This window comes from Terribacillus saccharophilus, assembly GCF_002272075.1.
Classification (GTDB): domain Bacteria; phylum Bacillota; class Bacilli; order Bacillales; family Amphibacillaceae; genus Terribacillus; species Terribacillus saccharophilus_A.
In genome coordinates this window covers 42,462-60,899 of sequence record NZ_NPBJ01000003.1, presented here as the reverse complement: position 1 = coordinate 60,899, position 18,438 = coordinate 42,462, and the positions used below count along the sequence as shown (strand labels likewise).

Here is an 18,438-nt window from a genome sequence, read left to right as displayed (position 1 = left end):
TTTTTTATTAGAAGATCGCAGGAGTTGTGAAAACCACAAGTGCGATAAAGAAAATCATCAAGTAATTCAGGCTAAAGACGAACATCCATGTCGCCCACTTCAAATCATTTTTCATAAAGAACCCAGCGATACCGATTGCAAGCCAGCCAACGTTTAATACACTGGCGATGACAACAAATACAGTTCCCAGAGAAGTTAGGTAGAATGGAAGCGGAAGCAAACATGCTGTATAAACGACAATCTGGCGCTTCGTAATTCCAAAGCCGTATACAGAAGGCAGCATCGGGATATTAGCAGCTTTATAATCATCTGCTTTTTTCATAGCCAATGCTAAGAAATGCGGTGTCTGCCAGATAAACATGATAGCGAAAACGATCCAAGCCTCTGTGCTTAAACCGCCATCAATAGCAGCGTACCCGATTAGCGGAGGAACCGCACCAGAGAAACTTCCAATTGCTGTATTGATTGTATAACGACGCTTAGACCACATCGTATAAAGTACAACATAAGCAAACCAGCCGAAAATACCAATTGCTGCAGCTTGCCAAGTGGTCAGGAATAGAAATCCGACGCCGAGGACTGTGAATCCGATTCCCATTGTAAGAACGACAGAAAGCGGAATCGTACCTGTTACCGTCGGACGTTTTTTCGTCCGTTTCATCACGTGGTCGATATCACGATCGTAATAATTATTGATCACACATCCGCCAGCTATGACCAATCCGCTTCCGAGCATCATGTAAATGAATGTCGGGATATGGTCGACGAATTGTTGGTTCGTCATATAAAGTGCGAGCCAGAAACCGCCGAAAGCAGTCAACAGATTTGAATTTATAATACCAGTTTTTATAAGCGCCTTGAAGTCTGTCCACAGACTAGTAGTAGAATCGGCTTGTTCAGCACCGTTCAATACTTGTGAAGAAGTTGTTTCGATCTTTTCCACACCAGCACATCCTTTCTGCTTGGTTAAACATAATTCTTGTATTCTATCACACTTTTAACATTGTAACACGTCCAGCTGCGTCAATTGAAACGTGTTTTTGACAATTTGCTGAACTAATACTTTATCTTCTCACTCCATTCATTGAAGCACGGAAAAGCACAGGTCATAAAATTGACAAGAAATGTGTCCTTCTATAAATAGATTTCATGTTACGATAGGCTTAATGTTTTTATCCTAGCTATAAGTTTGTATATAAGAGGTGTTTATACGTGAAATTATTGAAAACCTTATCTGTGATCAGCACCATAGGTATGCTGTTCATCTTGCTTGGCGGTGCCCTTGTTACCAAGACGGGCTCAGCTGATGGCTGCGGACAAAGCTGGCCGTTGTGCGAAGGGGCTTTAACCAACATTACGCCCGAGCTTATTATAGAAGTCGCCCACCGATTTGTTTCTTCAACAATGGGGATCGTCATTCTGTTACTGGCAATCCTCGCTTGGCGCAAAATCGGTCATATTCGAGAAGTTAAGTTCTTGTCCATCGTGGCAGTAGCCTTTCTTGTAATACAAGCATTAATTGGAGCAGCTGCTGTTGTTTGGCAGCAATCCGATACTGTATTGGCGCTGCATTTCGGAATCTCACTTATTTCCTTCGCTTCTGTGCTTCTGCTTACTCTCATAGTATTTGAAGTGGACAAGAAGTTCGATGCCCGCGCACTTGTTATCAGAAAAGGTATGCGAATTCAATTTTATCTGCATACAATTTTCATTTATTTGGTTGTTTATACCGGAGCGCTTGTACGTCATATGAATGCAAGCCTTGTTTGCGGAGATTTCCCTCTATGCTCGAATGCAGATCCAGGTCTTTTCGGATTGAGCACAGCGCAAATGGTACAGATGCTTCACCGCGGTGCAGCTATGCTAGCGCTTGTCTGGTCCTTCATCATCATGATTCAGGTGCTTCGTCGTTACAAAGGGCACGCCGTGATGACTAAAGGCTGGATCATCAGCTTTTGTCTCCTAGCCGCACAAGCAGTCGTCGGTATGCTTGTCATTTTCACTGGAATGAATCTATTCGTGGCTCTCATGCATTCGTTGATTATCAGCGTCTATTTCGGCATCATGACTTACTATATCATGCTGTCCTTCCGAAGCGCGAAATACGAAAAAGAACTATAAAAAAATCCACTGCCATCTTAGCGGCAGTGGATTTTTTTTATTCAAATTCTACAAGCAGATCTCCAACCTGGATTGGTTCTCCATCTTTAACGTATACTTCTTTGATCGTACCATCAAATGGCGCTTGTACTGTTGTCTCCATCTTCATCGCTTCTGTAATTAGGAGCTGCTGACCCTTTTGTACTTGCGCACCGCCAGCAACTAATGATCTAATAACTGTTCCAGGCATTGTTGCACCAATATGCTTCTTGTTCTGTTTATCAGCTTTTGGTGTCGTCTTTACTGTGGCCTGAACTTGTTCATCACGCACTAGAACCTCGCGAGGCTGTCCATTAAATTCGAAGTAAATCGTCCGCATTGCATCTGAACCCGCTTCGCCAATTGCGACAAGCTTTACGATCAAGGTTTTTCCTGGTTCGATTTCTACTTCGATTTCTTCATCCAGCTTCATACCATAGAAGAATGTTGGTGTTGTCAGTACAGACAAGTCACCATAAGCTTCTTTGAAGGCTGCGTATGTTTCAAATACTTTCGGATACAGTGAGTAAGCAACAACATCCTGTTCCGTAATGTCAGCTTCCACTTTCTCGTCCAATTCACTTCGCAGCTGATCAAAATCGACAGGAGGCAACAATTCGCCAGGTCGATTCGTAATTATTTCACGATCCTTCACAATCACCTTCTGCAATTCTTTCGGGAAGCCGCCATATGGCTGTCCGAGGTAGCCTTGTGCGAATTCTATTACAGAATCCGGGAAGTCAAGAGCTGCACCTCTTTCAATGACACTAGTTTCATCCAAGTCGTTTTGAACCATGAATAACGCCATGTCACCTACAACCTTAGAAGAAGGCGTTACCTTAATGACATCTCCGAAAAGGTCGTTTACCCTTCTGTACATAACCTTCACTTCATCCCAGCGATCGCCTAATCCAACTGCATTAGCCTGCTGCAGCAGGTTGCTGTATTGTCCGCCCGGCATTTCGTGCAGATACACTTCTGCGTGCGGAGCTTTCATACCGCTCTCGAAGTCACTGTAGCGGTTGCGGACATCTTCCCAATAAGAACCGAGCTCGTCATAATTTTCGACATTAATGGATGGTCTGCGTTCCATCCCTTGCATCGCGTGATAAAAAGAGCTGGCGCTAGGCTGAGAGGTAAGACCAGCCATAGAACCTGCAGCAACATCGACGACATCGACACCAGCTTCAACAGCCTTCATGTATGTTAGAACACCGTTGCCACTCGTATCATGCGTATGCAAATGAATTGGAAGTGATACAGTATCCTTCAAAGCGCTGACCAGATCATATGCAGCCTGCGGTTTTAACAGTCCTGCCATATCCTTGATACCAATAATGTGAGCACCTGCTGATTCAAGTTCTTTTGCCATCTTCGTATAATATGCTAGATCGTATTTCGTCCGGCTCGGATCCAGGATATCCCCGCTGTAACAAAGCGCAGCTTCTGCCACCTTATTTTGCAGTCGTACAGCCTCAATAGCGGGCTTCATATTTTCAATCCAGTTTAAGCTATCGAAGATACGGTATACATCAATGCCAGCTTCAGCACTCTCTTTGACGAATTTTTCAACTACATTGTCCGGATAGTTTTTGTAACCGACAGCATTGCTTGCACGAAGCAGCATCTGGAATAACACATTCGGCATTTTCTCCCGTAGTTTAGTCAAGCGCTCCCAAGGATCTTCCTTTAGGAACCGATAAGCTACGTCGAAGGTAGCACCGCCCCACATCTCGACTGAAAATAGGTTAGGCAATAGTTTGGCAGTTGGCTCAGCGATTGTTAATAGATCCTTCGTTCTAACACGTGTAGCAAGAAGTGATTGGTGAGCATCACGGAAGGTTGTATCCGTTAGCAAGACTTCTTCCTGCTCTCTCAGCCAGTCGGAAAGCCCTTCAGGACCATGCGCGTCCAGAATTTGCTTTGTTCCGTTTTGATAATCAAGCCCTTTTGAAAGCTTCGGAATTCTTGGATACGGAAACTCAGGTTTTTCGACCTTTCCACTGCCATCAAATCCATTAACAGTTGTATAGCCGATATATTGGAGCATTTTTGTTCCTCTATCCTGACGTTTCGGGAAGGTAAACAATTCCGGTGTTTCATCGATAAAGCCAGTCGTATAGTCAGCAGACAAAAACTTGTCATGCAGGATGACGTTTTCCAAGAATGGGATGTTTGTCTTGATGCCTCGAATACGGAACTCTCGAAGGTTCCTTTCCATCTTATAAGCAGCTTGTTTGTAATCCGCTGCCCACGTCGATACTTTTACAAGCAAGGAATCATAGTAAGAGCTGATGACGGAACCTTGGAACGCATTCCCACCATCCAAACGAACACCAAATCCACCACTGGAACGATAAGCCATAATTTTCCCGGTATCTGGCATAAAGTTATTAAGCGGATCCTCGGTTGTCACACGTGCTTGAATCGCATAGCCGTTTGTTCTTATCTCTGACTGTGCAGGGATATGAAGGCGTTCATCTGAAAGGCTGTACCCTTGAGCAAGCAAAAGCTGTGTTTGGACGATATCCACTCCTGTAACTAGCTCGGTAATCGTATGCTCTACTTGAACACGAGGATTAACCTCGATGAAATAGAAGTTGTTATCCGCCACAAGAAATTCAACTGTTCCGGCATTCAAATAAGAAACATTTTTCATTAATTTAACAGCCGCATCACAAATAGCAATTCGAAGTGTTTCCGGCAGGCCGACACTTGGAGCTACTTCAATAACTTTTTGATGCCTTCTCTGTATGGAACAGTCACGTTCGTATAAATGTATAATGTTTCCGGCACTATCCCCAAGGATCTGTACTTCAATATGTTTTGGATTTTCAATCAGCTTCTCAACGTACACTTCATCACTGCCGAATGCAGCTTTAGCCTCTGATTTTGCTCGCTCATAAGCCTCGGCAAGTTCATCCGCCGAGCGTACGACACGCATGCCTCGCCCGCCGCCGCCTAAAGAAGCTTTGATGATGATTGGATAGTTATGAGTATCGACGAAAGCTCTCACTTCGTCCAGCTCTTGGACTGGTCCATCACTTCCTGGGATAACTGGTATTTCTGCAAGCAACGCCTGCTGTCTCGCCTTCACTTTATCCCCAAACATGTCCAACTGTTCGCTGCGCGGGCCGATAAAGATGATTCCTTCTTCTTCACAGCGTCTTGCAAAGTGGATGTTCTCAGAAAGAAATCCATAGCCTGGGTGAATAGCGCCTGCACCGGAAGTTTTTGCAATTTCAAGAATATTTTCGATGTCAAGATAGGCATCAATCGGCTTTTTCCCTTCGCCGACTAAATATGCCTCATCCGCTTTGAAGCGGTGACTGGAGGATTTGTCCTCTTTTGAATAGATTGCGACTGTATGTATTCCAAGCTCGACACAAGCCCGGAATACACGTATCGCAATTTCACCTCTATTTGCTACTAGAACTTTGTTGATTCCCCTTAGTTCGTCCATCGTTCTCCTCCTCTAGTCTTTTCCCTAGTTTGTGTAGTAGTACTAGTGGTGCGGATCCTCTGTCGATTGGAGGGACGTCTTCCCCGCTTATCCTGCGTGAAGGTGCTTTCTGACACGATCAGCTCTTGCGAACGTACATGCTTGGCAATGTTATTCAATATACCCATAGAAGCGAATAGAATCATCAAGGATGTACCACCGTAACTGACAAATGGCAGTGTAACACCTGTGATTGGCAATAGACCGGTGATTGCGCCCAGGTTGATGAAGGTCTGGATCCCCACCATCGACGAAATGCCTATTGCCAATAAAGAACCGAAACTGTCTCGACATTGTCTGGCGATATAAAAACCGCGCAGCACAATGATCGCAAGCATCGCCAATACGGCAGCGACTCCGATAAATCCGAGTTCCTCCGCTATGACAGCCATAATGAAGTCTGTGTGCGGTTCCGGCAGATAACCTAACTTTTGGATGCCTTGTCCCAATCCATCTCCTAATATACCACCATTTCCGATAGCTAGATAGGATTGTACAAGCTGGAAACCTCCGTCTTGAACGTTGTCTTCACTGAATGGCTGATAAGCTCCGGTGAATCGCGAGATACGTTCTTCATTGATCATGTGCGGCATTACAGCGAGTATAAGTCCGACACCTGCAGCAATCAGAAGGCTCAAATGCCTCAAACGTATACCTGCACTGACTATGATCGAGCAGGAAATCAGGAATACGATAGAAGCTGAACCAACATCCGGCTGAATAACGATCAAGCCAAGTATAAGCCCTAATGCAATAAGAGGCGGTAAAACACCTTTTGAGAAACTATCCAGGTATTTCTGTTTCTTCGCATAAACTGCAGATAGATAGATGATCATACCCACTTTAGCCAGCTCTGCCGGCTGCAGGCTGAAGAAACCAAGATTAAACCAAGATCTGGATCCGTTCACTTTACCAGTGAACAAAACCAATACGAGCATAACAATGATAACCAGCATGATCGGTTTAATCCATTTCTGGAACTTCTGATATGGAACAAAACAGAAAAACGCAAAGACTGGCATCGCTAAAGCGATCCAAATCAACGTTCTGATAAAGAAGGAAGTGGCTGGCTGATCAAACTTGACAACCGCTACCGTATAGCTTGCACTATAAACCATTACTGCGCCAAATGCAGTCAGCAGCAGCGGAGTAAATAGCAAAGTAAAATCGAAATTACGCAATCTTTTTTTCATCTTAAAGCTCCCATAGTATGTATTTTACAATCGTTACAAATCGCCAGATTCATAGAATAATAAAAAAACCCCGCCAAATTAAAGGGCAATGGGGTTTCATCTTTCGTATGGGATGCCCGTACAAGCAATTGCAGGCGGCCTTCAGCTGTTAAGGACGCATAGACCGCTGTGCTGCCTCATGCAGCACATTCAACTGCCTTTCCAAGTTTTCAAGAAGCTCTTTTCCATCTTCTTCTTTCACGAGATTCAATCGAATTGCAAAATCTATCTCACGTGACAAACCAAACATTTGTGTATCGAGTACTTCTTCATAAAGCGGACATTGCGGCATCGTCAAATTGTCCATCTGTACTTTAATTAGTTTAAGTATTTTATCAGCATCCGCCAAAAGAAGGGCATATGCTTTCTCTTGATTACTAACGGTGATCTCAGATATCAATATTATCCCTCCGTTAAACAGACTTCTTCTATACAATTCTAGCGGTAGTCCTGCTAAATTGCAAGACACGTCCTGGTAATATTTTTGTCGAATCGTTGTCAATTGTCACAATCTTTATGTTAAGCTATATCTATAGATACTCTGGAAAAGGAAGTGTCGCTTTATGGTAATCACCCTGACAGGCAGAGTGGATTTTCCACTCACACTTGATCCATCCGTCTGGATTTTTGACGATCGCAAAATCCTTTTTGAAAACGCTTTTAAAGAGGTTGAGACAATTCCTGCTGCGGAAGAAAAGCACTGGGATCGCTCTATTTATCAGCAAAAGATGAAGCCGCCTATTAATAAGAGTCTTACAAAGGCTGAAAGAAAACTGGCACTCGAGAACAGTTATGTAATGCCCATTTCCGATTTTCTCAAAACAGCCAGTATACAAGAAGATGCCACGCATGCGGTATTTATGACAGACTCTGGTGAAGAAATCGTACCTTTGGACGAGCTTAAAGCAAGCATGTTCCTATTCGCAGTAGATGGCCGCAGCATCAAAGATTCCGGACCTGCTCACTGCTATTTGCCCAGCAGGAAGGAAGATCCGATCAAAGCAATTCGTCAGATAAAGATCTGCTGAGGTTCCTGTTTAGAATCTACTATGATCGGATATGAATGATAGAGACTTTCTGTAAGATACACATAATGGCTTATCGTATGGTAAACTGAAAAAGTATTATACTCTCCTGAGGTGATAGCATGCGTGTAAAATGTGTACTTTGCGATAAAGTCGAAGAAATAGATGATGGAAGTCCGCATGCGAAGAAACTGCGGAATCGGCGCAATAGCATGCATATATGCAACGATTGCTCAGACCGTATCTCATTGCGGACAAAGGAACGAAAAGCGACCGGGAATTTTAATTTATACCGGGAAAAGAAGACAGATGAACCTTTAATTTAATAAATGAGGTGAAACGATGTCAAAGGGATTAGCTTTACTGACAGCAATATTAGTTATTGCTTGCTTCGTAGCAGCAGGCGTGACGATCAGCTACCAAAACTATGGCTTAATGACAGTCGCGATCATCGCCGGTTTCTTCATTATGGGTGCCGGTATCTTCGCTAAACGAAAAGGACAGTGAAAAAGACGGGCTAACCCGTCTTTTTTATTTCAATTCGATATAATCCTTGATTAATTCTTCGTGAATGCTGCTATTTGCTGCGACTACTGTCGTCTTATTCAGGAAATCGACGGACTCGCCTGTTGCATCAGTCAGTTTTCCTCCTACTTCCTGCAGTATTACAAAGCCCCCAGCATAATCCCATGGCTGCAGACTGAAGGTTAAGTAAGCATCCGTAATCCCCTCAGCCAGAAAAGCAAGCTCCAACGCTGCTGATCCATATGCTCGAGTTCCCATTGCGCGATAGACGAGCTGCTGCAGCTTTTCTTCATTCACCCGACGGTTTGGGCAGAGCCAGAAATGATTCAGCTCGATGATCGATTGATCAAGCGTCTTTTCGGGAAGCTTTGGCAGCTGAAAGTCACCCTTGAACGCCCCTTCGCCACGCATTGCATGATAAAGCGTATCCTCCATTACATTATAAATTACCCCGATTTCCGCAATACCGTCATGTATAATTCCTATTGAAATAGCGAAATTCGACTTCTGATGGACAAAATTCATCGTACCGTCTATCGGATCGATTATCCAGACTGTACCTTTCGTTTCGGAAACAGCTTCTCCGATACCTTCCTCCCCTAACACTTTATGCGATGGGTAGTTTTCACGTATTCTTTCCAAAAAGAAAGACTCAACTGCTTTATCCATCTTTGTTACAAGATCTTTCGGGCTTGACTTTGTCATGATCTCCAATGGTTCATCCATCTTCTCTTTGATAAGCTGTCCTGCTTCCAGCACCCACTGTTGCGCTTGCTTATGCAATGTATGTTTCATTGATTGCTCCATCATGTGCCCCCCATTCTTTCCACTAGCTTATCACAAATAGTTCACGATTCGAACCGATTCAATTGCTCGCTGAGTACACGAAGCTTCGCTTTTGCTTCCTTCACTGCAATCTCATCTTCCTCCTGCATAGCATCAGACAAAGTAACTAGAAAATAATCGATCTCAAGACGTATAGCAGGCACCTTCTCTTGTGCTTCCCTTTTACGTAAGGCTTCCATTACATCACGCATCTTGATCTCCTCCTATTCTATTTATACCATCTATCAAGTTGTTTCTTTTTTACCACTGCTATGCGGTTTGTAAACCTTTCCTCGCTTGCATTTTAACTATTGGACGGGTATGATGAAGGAAGATTTCAGCAAGGAGTGACACGAATGACCGCATTATTCACAAAAGAAGATTTCGATGTTTTTACAATAGATGGTTTAGATGAAAGAATGGAAGTGCTGCGCAGTCGTCTTTCTCCAAAATTGGAGATGCTTGCAACAGAACTAGCTCCATATGCAGAGCAAGTAACCGATCATGATATGTATGTCCATGTAGCCAAGCATGCTCGCCGCACGAAGAACGCACCGAACGACACATGGTCCGCTCTTGCTTCCAGCAAACGCGGATATAAGAAACTGCCTCATTTCCAAATCGGACTTTGGGGTACACATGTATTCGTGCAATTTGCACTTATTTATGAAAGTCCATTGAAGGAAACAGTCGGCTATAAAATGGCAGAGGCAAAAACACAGATTCTAAATTCCATCCCGTCCCGCTACGTGTGGTCAATGGATCATATGAAACCGGATGCTTCTCCGATTACTGATGAGCTTTACGACAAAATTGCAGACCGGCTGCAGCATGTCAAAAAAGCAGAACTTGTCTGCGGTGTCCATCTACAGCCCGATGACCCTGCACTTGCTTCCAAAGAAGCATTCCTTAAAGTATGTCAGGATGTACTGAAACATACAGCCATTCTTTATGAACAGGCAGCTTTTGAACCTGCTTAATATAAAAAATCCCCTTCCTGAATCAGGATGGGGATTTTTTTACATTCTAATTTTTTCTCCAGGTGAAGCAGCCTTGGCTTTCTTTACTGCTCTATAGCTGGAATAACCGGAATCCTTCTGGAATTTAGCGTCCATCTGCTTTTCTTCCGACTTGGAAGGTATGATCTGCTTAAAGCGATCATAGGCCAGCAGCAAGTCTTCACGCAAGATTCCATCCTCATATGTCCGCTCTACTAATGAGAAGAAATTCACTACATCAATGATTTCCTCTTTTGTCCAAGTTTCATCAATCGGATAGCTGTAACTCATTCTACCCCTCCTTTTCTCTGGATAATAGTGTAACACGAAAATAACTTTCCATGCGATTTGAACCTGTATGTGAATGAATCGGTATATCGACTATCTTATCTTGATCTTATTATTCAAACGATCGGAAGAAATACTACATAATGATAAAAGCCCCTGGCAGATCACTTATTTAAAGTATCTGCCAGGGGCTTTGTTTAAAGCATTGAGTAGCCTTCTTGATTATTCTTCCTTTTCATCTAACTCTTCATTTTTATCTAATTCTTCATTATCATAGTTATATTTCGTACGATCCACAGGAGTAAAATTTTCCGGTGTATAGAAACGTAATAAATCACCATTTACAACCTTATCTGATAAATATAACTCATGTTCAACAGATTCTTGATATTCCTCAGCTTTTTGTATTTGGTTTTCATCTTCCAGTAATAAACCTGTAGCAGTATCGTAGTATTTACCATCTGTATAGGTGATATCAGGACTTACATATCCACCGTTACGGAAAGGAACAACTTGATCGTGCTGTTCTGACAATAAATCTGTCCCTAATTGAATTTTATCCTTTGTCTCAACTCCTAATAAATGGAGCAGTGTTGGAAGCAAATCAATCTGTCCGCCATACGTATGATTCACACCGCCTTCTAAACCGGGTGCATGTATAAATAACGGTACTTCTTGTAAAGTTGCATTATCAGTTGGCGTAATTTCTTCTTTATCTAGGACTGTTTCCATTGCTTTATTATGGTTTTCTGAAATACCGTAATGATCACCATACATAACGATTATAGAATCTTCATATAATCCTGATTCTTTCAAATATGCAAAGAACTGCTCCAATGCTTCGTCCGCATAACGTGCTGTTTGGAAGTAATTATCTACTGATTTATCACCAGTCGTATGTGGTGCAATCGTGGCATCCTCTTCATCAATAGGATACGGATAATGGTGTGTTACTGTAATGAACTTCGCGTAAAATGGTTGAGGTAATGTTTCTAAGAGCGGTTCCGACTGCTCAAAAAAAGGTTTGTCCATTAGTCCATAATCCGCTAAGTCTTCCGGATTCATATCGTAAAACGAAGAATCAAAGAAATTGTTAAACCCAAAGGATTTATAGATTTCGTTTCGATTCCAAAAGCTTCCTGTATTCCCGTGGAAGACAGCTGATGAATACCCCTGCTGGTCTAAAATAGCAGGCGCAGCCTGGTAGGTGTTTAATCCCTTTGTTGTAAATGCTGAACCCTGAGGTAGTCCATATAATGAATTTTCCAGCATAAACTCAGCATCAGCCGTTTTACCTTGAGCTGTTTGATGGTAAAAATTATCAAAGTAAAGTGTGTTTTCGTTTTGCGTCAGTGAGTTTAAAAATGGTGTTACTTCTTCTCCGTGTAACTTGTAATCAATTAAGAAATTCTGAATAGATTCAAGATGGAGGTAAATGACGTTTTTCCCTTCAGCTGCGCCAAAGTAATTTGGATTTGGTTCCGCGTAGTTAGCTTGCGTAAAATTTATCACTTCCGTCATATCGTTGCTCTCCGCTAAAACGCTTTGAGCAGATGCTTTTGTACTTTGAACCGCATCATAAATAGTATAGTTGTACATCCCTAAATACTTAACAATATAGTTACGGTCGAACCCACGAGTTAATAATTCTGGTCGATCTGTTTCAGCTAAAGCAAGGTTCAAACAAGAAACTCCTAATGCCAAAGAGAATAAAACAGCTACTTGGCGGCGTTTCATATCGTAATATTCAATTTTAATAACCTTAAAAACTAGTAATCCAATCAACACCAGGAAATCGATAAAGATCAAGAAGTCATAGCCTCTCAACAATGAGCCTACACTACCGCTGACATCCCCGAAGTTTTGAGTCTGGAACATAGTTGGCGCCGTAATAAAGTCATTAAAGAAGCGGTAATATAACACATTTGCATATAGAAGAAACGTCATTATAAAATAAATAACCATAAGCATTATATATTTTTTGCGACCTTTAAATAACAAGGCTAATCCCAAAAATAACAATGACGATCCCAAAGGGTTAAGGAATAATAGAAATTCTTGCAGCTTATTTTCTATTCCTAATTCAAATTGTGTTAATTGAACAATATAGGTTTTCATCCACAATAAAACTACTGCGATTGAAAAAAATATAGAATACTTATTTTGTAATAAGTTAGTCTTCATTATCGCGTTGTACCCACTTTCTAACATTCTATTCTATTAATATTTGTTTTTGAGTTTGGCATAGCATCTTTAAACATATTTCAAGAAAGTATATATAGAATCACAGGATATGTCAAAAGTTAAGCGGTAAGGAAGACAAGAAATATGAGACAATAAACGATTGAAGGGCAAAAACAAACTGTTTGCAAACCAGAATGGATGCAAGGTTATCAGCCAGACCTTGTCTTTATATTTATTAGATTTTGTTCTAAAGACGAGTTACATAGATTCTAACTTCCAAATACGCTTTAAATTAAATAAAAAACATAGCCACAATACACAATCAAACAGTCCTATCTTGTAAAAAAAGAGTATTAATTGACACTTCTGAATCAAAACCAAATTAAAGTACCAAGTTTTACTTAGCTAATATATACCTAAGTACAAAAATCGCTAGTAATCGCCATACAGTTTTGCTATAATTCTTTTGTTTTTAACATATAAAGAGGTGTCAGCTAAGATGTTTTCACAAGAACAAGCACCACTATTCGAGGGTGTGCGTAAGCATGCGGCGAATAAACCATTGCAGTTTCATATACCAGGACATAAAACCGGAAAAGGCATGGATAAGGAATTCTCGGAATATATAGGTGAGAATGCCCTTTCCATCGATTTGATAAATATAGAACCTCTGGACGACTTGCATCACCCACACGGGATGATCCAAGAAGCACAGCAGCTTGCGGCCAAAGCCTTTGGAGCAGACTATACATTCTTTTCCGTCCAGGGAACAAGTACTCCGATCATGGCAATGGTCATGAGTGTATGTAAACCAGGGGACAAGATTATCGTACCCCGGAACGTCCATAAATCTGTAACCAGCGCACTAATCTTTTCTGGAGCGATACCTGTCTTCGTGCATCCTCAGCTGGATCACACACTTGGTATATCACACGGTATCACTCCGGAAGCTGTTGAAAAAGCACTGGAAGCAAATCCGGATGCAAAAGCTGTACTCGTCATCAATCCGACTTACTTTGGTGTGGCTGCCGATTTAGCACATATCGTAGAAATATCCCACCGTTACGAAGTCCCTGTTCTTGTTGACGAAGCACATGGTGTTCACATTCACTTTCACGATGAAATGCCTGTTTCAGCCATGGCTGCAGGAGCAGACCTCGCCGCTACCAGTGTCCACAAGCTTGGAGGCTCACTAACACAAAGCTCCATCTTGAATCTGCGTGAGGGATTGGTACGTCATGAACAGGTTCAGACGGTTCTTTCTATGCTCACATCAACGAGTACATCTTATATTCTGCTAGCATCATTGGATGCAGCGCGCCGCCAGCTTGCTACCAAAGGCCAGGATATGAACTCGCATAGTATACAGCTGGCAAATGATGCACGGCAAGGCATTAACAGCATAGAGGGCCTATATTGTGCTGGTAAGGAGATTCTTGGTTCAGAGGCAGCTTTTGCTATGGATCCGACTAAGCTTCTTGTGTCTGTAAAACAGCTCGGTATATCGGGTAGCGAAGCAGAACGCTGGCTGCGAAAAGAAAAAAATATCGAGGTTGAACTTTCTGACTTGTATAACTTGCTGTTTCTGATTACACCGGCTGATACAGTTGAAGAAATCCAGCAGCTTATCGATGCTTTGACAGATTTGGCAGACCTTCATCAAGCAGAAATTTCAGCTACCGAGATAGAGGTATCTGTACCAGATATACCTGTCTTATCCTTAAGTCCCCGTGATGCTTTTTATGCAGATACAGAAGCAATCCCTCTAGCAGAAGCAGAAGGTCGTATCAGCGCTGAATCCATCATGGTCTATCCGCCAGGAATCCCGATTTTCATTCCAGGTGAAATCATTAGCGCCGAAAATATCAGCTATATTAAACGAAATCTGGAAGCAGGTTTGCCGGTGCAAGGTTTAATGGATGAATCAATTGAATACATCCGAGTTATTAAAGAACACCGTGCCTTCCGATAAAAAAACTCCCCATATGGGGAGTTTTTTTATGAAGGTCGCTTAATTGTTTCCGGGTCGACAAGCTCATAGCCTTTATCTCTCAAGCCTGTCACAATGTCCGGCACAGCTGCAGCTGTCCATTCTCTATCATGCATGAGCAAATTTGCACCATTCCCTAACAGTTCCGTGTTAACCATAATATCCGCTAAAGCATCACTATCCTGGTACTGACTCTCCCAATCATAACCGTAAGTCCAGTTCATTACTGTCATACCTTCATCTTCTGCCAGCTGCCTGCTGTAATCGGTATTCTCTCCAAACGGTGCTCTGAAGAATTCGGGTTTCTCACCAATGATCTCTTCAACCTGTTCATTCACTTTGATAATTTCCTCTTTTGCTTCTTCTTCAGTCAAATCATTCAGGTTGGCATGACTGTATGTATGGTTTCCGATTGCAAACCCCATGTCATGAATTTTTTTCAATGTTTCTTTCTCTTCATCTGTTGTCAAAAAGTGACCGTTCACAAAAAAGATTGCCGGTGCATCAGCTTCCTTCAACGATTCAGCTATTTCAAGTGCATGCTTGTCAGGAGCATCATCGAAAGTTAGTAGCGCAACCTGCGAATTGGCATCGTCAATTGGAACGATGGAAGAGACTTCAGAAACCTTATATTGCGGTTCTTGCTGTTCCTCTTCCTGCTTTTCCTCTGCTTCCTGCTGGTCATCATTCTCTTCTTGCGCATTCTCCTTCGTTTGTTCCTGTCCGGAAGATGCACTCTTCGTACTTTCAGTCTGTTCCGACTCGCTGTTTGTCTGCTCTGAACTGGCACATCCGCTGATCAGTATACTGGATAAACAGATGAGCATGGGAAATACTAAGAATCTCTTCACTACAAAAACCTCCAAACTGACATAATACTGCCATTATAGAGGAAAGATTTGGACTTGTAATGTAAGAAGGTCATATCATGTCGAGTTTGGGAGAAATGTACCGGTTAAGGTTTACTAATTTGTCGGGATGGGTAGGAAGATGAAGTAGGGATTGTTATAATGGTCATTTGTACAAGATTATATGAGCTTTAAAGCAGAAAGGAATTGTTTATGAAGAAAACGACAAGTGTATTTTGGTGGGGAATTGGAATTGTAGTTGCTTTCCTTATTTGGGGGAGTATTCCTGAGTCCATACTACCTAATGGAAATACCGCGAATGTAACAAACATTATTCAGAGCTTCCTTATCGATCAATTTGGATGGTTCTATTTGATTGCAGCTACTATTTTCCTCGGCTTTGCTTTTTTCCTCATGTTCTCCAAGTATGGAAAAATCAGATTAGGTAAACCTGATGACAGGCCGGAATACAGCTACATATCCTGGTTCGCGATGCTGTTCAGTGCTGGAATGGGTATTGGCTTAGTATTCTGGGGGGCTTCAGAACCACTCAACCATTTTAATAATCCCCCAACAATCGTAGAAGACGCGCAAACAGCTGAGGCAGGAACAACCGCTCTATCCTACAGCTTCTTCCATTGGGGGCTGCATCCATGGGCAATCTATGCTATCCTGGCTCTGGCAATTGCGTATTTTACATTCCGGAAGGATTCCAACGGGGGCGTAATTAGCGCTATCTTGGAACCGATCTTCGGAAAACGCATTTTTGGTCCTTTAGGGAAAACGATTGATATCATCGCTGTATTCGCAACGATCTTCGGAGTTGCTACTTCTTTAGGATTGGGTGCCATCCAAATCAGCGGTGGACTATCTTATCTGTTTGATGGAATAGAACCAACATTTACACTCGAATTAATTATTATCGCTGTAGTAACTGTATTGTTCATCACATCGGCATTGAGCGGACTTGATAGAGGTATTAAAATACTTAGTAATGCAAATATCGTCATAGCAATACTACTGATGCTCGCTGTATTGATTTTAGGCCCAACAAACTTCATTTTCAGTTCCTTTACAACTTCTTTAGGACAGTACGTACAGAACTTACCCGAATGGAGTCTCCGCCTAACACCTTATGATGGTGATAACGCGTGGATTGGTGACTGGACATTATTCTACTGGGCATGGTGGATTGCTTGGGCTCCATTTGTAGCTACTTTTATTGCCCGCGTTTCAAGAGGACGAACAATCCGTGAGTTCGTAACAGGTGTTCTTTTGGTTCCTACCATCTTCGGTACTATGTGGTTTGCAGTCTTCGGAGCAACCGGAATCCATATGGAATACTTTGAAGGAATTGACTTAATGAGCGATATCACTTCTTTAGGTGAGGAAGTTGGATTATTCGCTATGTTATCCCACCTTCCTGGCGGGCTAATTATATCCTTAATAGCACTTGTTCTCATTGGGACATTCTTTATCACGTCAGCCGATTCCGCTACCTTCGTTCTAGGTATGCAAACAACCAATGGAGATATCAACCCAAGTAAATCCGTTAGACTTACCTGGGGACTTATTCAATCAGCAACTGCTGCCATCTTACTCTGGGTTGGCGGTTTGGGTGCTTTGCAAACTGCCTCGATCATTGCTGCTTTCCCATTTGCCATCATCTTGGTACTTGTGGTGATATCGCTGATCATCACCCTTAAAAAAGAAGCAAAACGACTAAATATAGGTAGCAAAACAGATAAGCAGGTGAACAAGACAGGAGAGTAATTCTCCTGTCTTTTCTTTTTGCAGGATTTTTCTCAAATTTTATCGAAGATTAATCTGCAGAAGAGGTGATTATATGGAAGAAATACAAGCCGACATTATTCAGGCCAGAGGAAGTGCTTATACAATAGGAAAGCAAACGGCTGCTGTTTATACTGGAAACCCTATACTTCAGCAATTCAGCCAGCTCTCCTCCGCGCTAACCGAATACGAAGAGATTAAAGCTTTGTTCACTAGTTATGCTCCTCATTTATTAGATGAAATCCAGGGCTTAGCAGATGGTTTAGGTATAACGCAGCACGAAGCGGCTGTATTATACAGCGGCTATAACATGCCGAGACCGGAAGCACTTGGCTGCTCCGCTTATGTCGATCAACACCATTATGTACGCAATTATGATTTTAGTCCCTCGCTTTATGATCATTGCCTGAGCTTCATTGCGCCAACAGAAGCTTATGGTTCAATCGGCTACAACCTCCAGCTAATCGGCAGACATGATGGAGTAAATGAAAGAGGATTGGCAATAGGCCTGCACTTCGTCAGTAATTTCGGTTATCGAAAAGGTTTGTCAGCTTGGACCGTTATTAGGATTGCACTTGATATGTGTGAAACAACACAACAAGTCATTGATCTGTTTAGACAGCTGCCACATGCAGCTTGCTACAACTTCTCAGTTGGAGATGCTAAGGGTGCACATGCTGTCATTGAAGTCACTCCAGAGAAGACTTCTGTCCGATCTTCTGAGGCCGGATTGAACTGTGTCAACCACTTTAAGCAAGATGAACTTGAAGCATATAACCGACAAGATATGACGAGTTCCGCTAAACGAGATAATTTTCTTCTAAGTACGAATACAGCGAGTATGACACAGAAGGAATTGTTTGCATTATTTTCTGACTCAGCTTCCCCCCTCTTCTTTGAGGACTATGATCAGCTGTTCGGTACATTACACACGTTTGCTTATTCTTTTAAAACGAAACGATTGATGACGGCTTTACCAAGAGGAAATAAATTAGAACTCGATATAGAGGATTGGTTTTCAGGTAGAGATTTGGGGATCAATGCAATGTATGGAAAAATTAAAAAAGAGCCTATCCATGAAGGATAGGCTC

The 18,438-nt window shown here is 42.2% G+C and carries 17 protein-coding genes; 8 read left to right on the top strand and 9 right to left on the bottom strand.

Annotated elements, in window-relative coordinates; all coding sequences use genetic code 11:
• Positions 1–7: 7 nt before the first annotated feature.
• Positions 8–943: a heme o synthase gene (cyoE, locus tag CHH48_RS00995; RefSeq protein WP_095217503.1), complete on the bottom strand. Its 936-nt coding sequence runs from the start codon at positions 941–943 to the stop codon at positions 8–10.
• Between the two features lie 269 nt (positions 944–1,212).
• On the opposite strand from cyoE, the gene CHH48_RS00990 reads away from it, so the two are divergent.
• Positions 1,213–2,121, top strand: coding sequence for a COX15/CtaA family protein (locus CHH48_RS00990; protein WP_175073249.1), 909 nt, complete (start codon positions 1,213–1,215; stop codon positions 2,119–2,121).
• Between the two features lie 37 nt (positions 2,122–2,158).
• Here the strand turns inward: CHH48_RS00990 and pyc are convergent, their stop codons facing one another.
• The 3 genes from pyc to CHH48_RS00975 all read right to left on the bottom strand — a co-directional run bounded on the left by pyc (position 2,159) and on the right by CHH48_RS00975 (position 7,273).
• Complete coding sequence (gene pyc, locus CHH48_RS00985) at positions 2,159–5,602, bottom strand: pyruvate carboxylase (protein WP_095217502.1); 3,444 nt, start codon at positions 5,600–5,602, stop codon at positions 2,159–2,161.
• Entirely contained in the window at positions 5,590–6,834 is a 1,245-nt protein-coding gene (gene ftsW / locus CHH48_RS00980) for a putative lipid II flippase FtsW (RefSeq protein WP_095217501.1), read from the bottom strand. Before ftsW ends, pyc begins: the two co-directional genes overlap by 13 nt.
• 148 nt (positions 6,835–6,982) lie before the next feature.
• Positions 6,983–7,273 carry a YlaN family protein gene (locus tag CHH48_RS00975; RefSeq protein ID WP_038559874.1) on the bottom strand — a complete coding sequence of 97 codons (291 nt, stop codon included), beginning with the start codon at positions 7,271–7,273 and terminating at the stop codon, positions 6,983–6,985.
• A gap of 163 nt (positions 7,274–7,436) precedes the next feature.
• Between CHH48_RS00975 and CHH48_RS00970 the strand changes: the two genes are divergently transcribed.
• From CHH48_RS00970 to CHH48_RS19390, 3 genes are all read left to right on the top strand, one after another.
• On the top strand, positions 7,437–7,901 hold the full coding sequence (locus CHH48_RS00970; RefSeq protein ID WP_095217500.1) for a hypothetical protein: 465 nt from the start codon (positions 7,437–7,439) through the stop codon (positions 7,899–7,901).
• A 119-nt stretch (positions 7,902–8,020) separates the two neighbouring features.
• Complete coding sequence (locus tag CHH48_RS00965; protein ID WP_095217499.1) at positions 8,021–8,224, top strand: YlaI family protein; 204 nt, start codon at positions 8,021–8,023, stop codon at positions 8,222–8,224.
• Positions 8,225–8,240: 16 nt separating this feature from the next.
• Complete coding sequence (locus tag CHH48_RS19390; protein ID WP_164072046.1) at positions 8,241–8,405, top strand: DUF5325 family protein; 165 nt, start codon at positions 8,241–8,243, stop codon at positions 8,403–8,405.
• A 24-nt stretch (positions 8,406–8,429) separates the two neighbouring features.
• Here CHH48_RS19390 and CHH48_RS00960 read toward each other — a convergent pair whose 3' ends face one another.
• Together CHH48_RS00960 and CHH48_RS00955 are read right to left on the bottom strand one after the other, a co-directional pair.
• Positions 8,430–9,230 (bottom strand): inositol monophosphatase family protein, encoded by an 801-nt coding sequence (locus CHH48_RS00960; RefSeq protein ID WP_095217498.1) that lies wholly within the window; start codon positions 9,228–9,230, stop codon positions 8,430–8,432.
• Between the two features lie 41 nt (positions 9,231–9,271).
• Positions 9,272–9,460 carry a hypothetical protein gene (locus CHH48_RS00955; RefSeq protein WP_095217497.1) on the bottom strand — a complete coding sequence of 63 codons (189 nt, stop codon included), beginning with the start codon at positions 9,458–9,460 and terminating at the stop codon, positions 9,272–9,274.
• A gap of 144 nt (positions 9,461–9,604) precedes the next feature.
• Between CHH48_RS00955 and CHH48_RS00950 the strand changes: the two genes are divergently transcribed.
• Positions 9,605–10,228, top strand: coding sequence for a YktB family protein (locus CHH48_RS00950; protein ID WP_095217496.1), 624 nt, complete (start codon positions 9,605–9,607; stop codon positions 10,226–10,228).
• A 39-nt stretch (positions 10,229–10,267) separates the two neighbouring features.
• Here CHH48_RS00950 and CHH48_RS00945 read toward each other — a convergent pair whose 3' ends face one another.
• Entirely contained in the window at positions 10,268–10,537 is a 270-nt protein-coding gene (locus CHH48_RS00945; protein ID WP_095217495.1) for a UPF0223 family protein, read from the bottom strand.
• Positions 10,538–10,756: 219 nt separating this feature from the next.
• Positions 10,757–12,718 (bottom strand): LTA synthase family protein, encoded by a 1,962-nt coding sequence (locus CHH48_RS00940; RefSeq protein WP_095217494.1) that lies wholly within the window; start codon positions 12,716–12,718, stop codon positions 10,757–10,759.
• Between the two features lie 499 nt (positions 12,719–13,217).
• Between CHH48_RS00940 and CHH48_RS00935 the strand changes: the two genes are divergently transcribed.
• Positions 13,218–14,690: an aminotransferase class I/II-fold pyridoxal phosphate-dependent enzyme gene (locus tag CHH48_RS00935; RefSeq protein WP_095217493.1), complete on the top strand. Its 1,473-nt coding sequence runs from the start codon at positions 13,218–13,220 to the stop codon at positions 14,688–14,690.
• 26 nt (positions 14,691–14,716) lie between these two features.
• Here the strand turns inward: CHH48_RS00935 and CHH48_RS00930 are convergent, their stop codons facing one another.
• The gene (locus CHH48_RS00930; protein WP_245840269.1) at positions 14,717–15,559 is read right to left on the bottom strand and encodes a polysaccharide deacetylase family protein; all 843 of its coding nucleotides are present in this window, start codon (positions 15,557–15,559) and stop codon (positions 14,717–14,719) included.
• Between the two features lie 210 nt (positions 15,560–15,769).
• Between CHH48_RS00930 and CHH48_RS00925 the strand changes: the two genes are divergently transcribed.
• Positions 15,770–17,329: a glycine betaine uptake BCCT transporter gene (locus CHH48_RS00925; protein WP_095217492.1), complete on the top strand. Its 1,560-nt coding sequence runs from the start codon at positions 15,770–15,772 to the stop codon at positions 17,327–17,329.
• A gap of 73 nt (positions 17,330–17,402) precedes the next feature.
• Positions 17,403–18,434 carry a C45 family autoproteolytic acyltransferase/hydolase gene (locus CHH48_RS00920; protein WP_095217491.1) on the top strand — a complete coding sequence of 344 codons (1,032 nt, stop codon included), beginning with the start codon at positions 17,403–17,405 and terminating at the stop codon, positions 18,432–18,434.
• Positions 18,435–18,438: the final 4 nt, after the last annotated feature.

Coding starts and splice junctions, on each gene's coding strand:
- CHH48_RS00965 (WP_095217499.1), top strand. CDS start 8,021: ATGCGTGTAAAATGTGTACTTTGCGATAAAGTCGAAGAAATAGATGAT.
- CHH48_RS00935 (WP_095217493.1), top strand. CDS start 13,218: ATGTTTTCACAAGAACAAGCACCACTATTCGAGGGTGTGCGTAAGCAT.
- CHH48_RS00925 (WP_095217492.1), top strand. CDS start 15,770: ATGAAGAAAACGACAAGTGTATTTTGGTGGGGAATTGGAATTGTAGTT.
- CHH48_RS19390 (WP_164072046.1), top strand. CDS start 8,241: ATGTCAAAGGGATTAGCTTTACTGACAGCAATATTAGTTATTGCTTGC.
- CHH48_RS00920 (WP_095217491.1), top strand. CDS start 17,403: ATGGAAGAAATACAAGCCGACATTATTCAGGCCAGAGGAAGTGCTTAT.
- CHH48_RS00960 (WP_095217498.1), bottom strand. CDS start 9,230: ATGGAGCAATCAATGAAACATACATTGCATAAGCAAGCGCAACAGTGG.
- CHH48_RS00950 (WP_095217496.1), top strand. CDS start 9,605: ATGACCGCATTATTCACAAAAGAAGATTTCGATGTTTTTACAATAGAT.
- CHH48_RS00945 (WP_095217495.1), bottom strand. CDS start 10,537: ATGAGTTACAGCTATCCGATTGATGAAACTTGGACAAAAGAGGAAATC.
- CHH48_RS00940 (WP_095217494.1), bottom strand. CDS start 12,718: ATGAAGACTAACTTATTACAAAATAAGTATTCTATATTTTTTTCAATC.
- CHH48_RS00970 (WP_095217500.1), top strand. CDS start 7,437: ATGGTAATCACCCTGACAGGCAGAGTGGATTTTCCACTCACACTTGAT.
- CHH48_RS00955 (WP_095217497.1), bottom strand. CDS start 9,460: ATGCGTGATGTAATGGAAGCCTTACGTAAAAGGGAAGCACAAGAGAAG.
- pyc (WP_095217502.1), bottom strand. CDS start 5,602: ATGGACGAACTAAGGGGAATCAACAAAGTTCTAGTAGCAAATAGAGGT.
- ftsW (WP_095217501.1), bottom strand. CDS start 6,834: ATGAAAAAAAGATTGCGTAATTTCGATTTTACTTTGCTATTTACTCCG.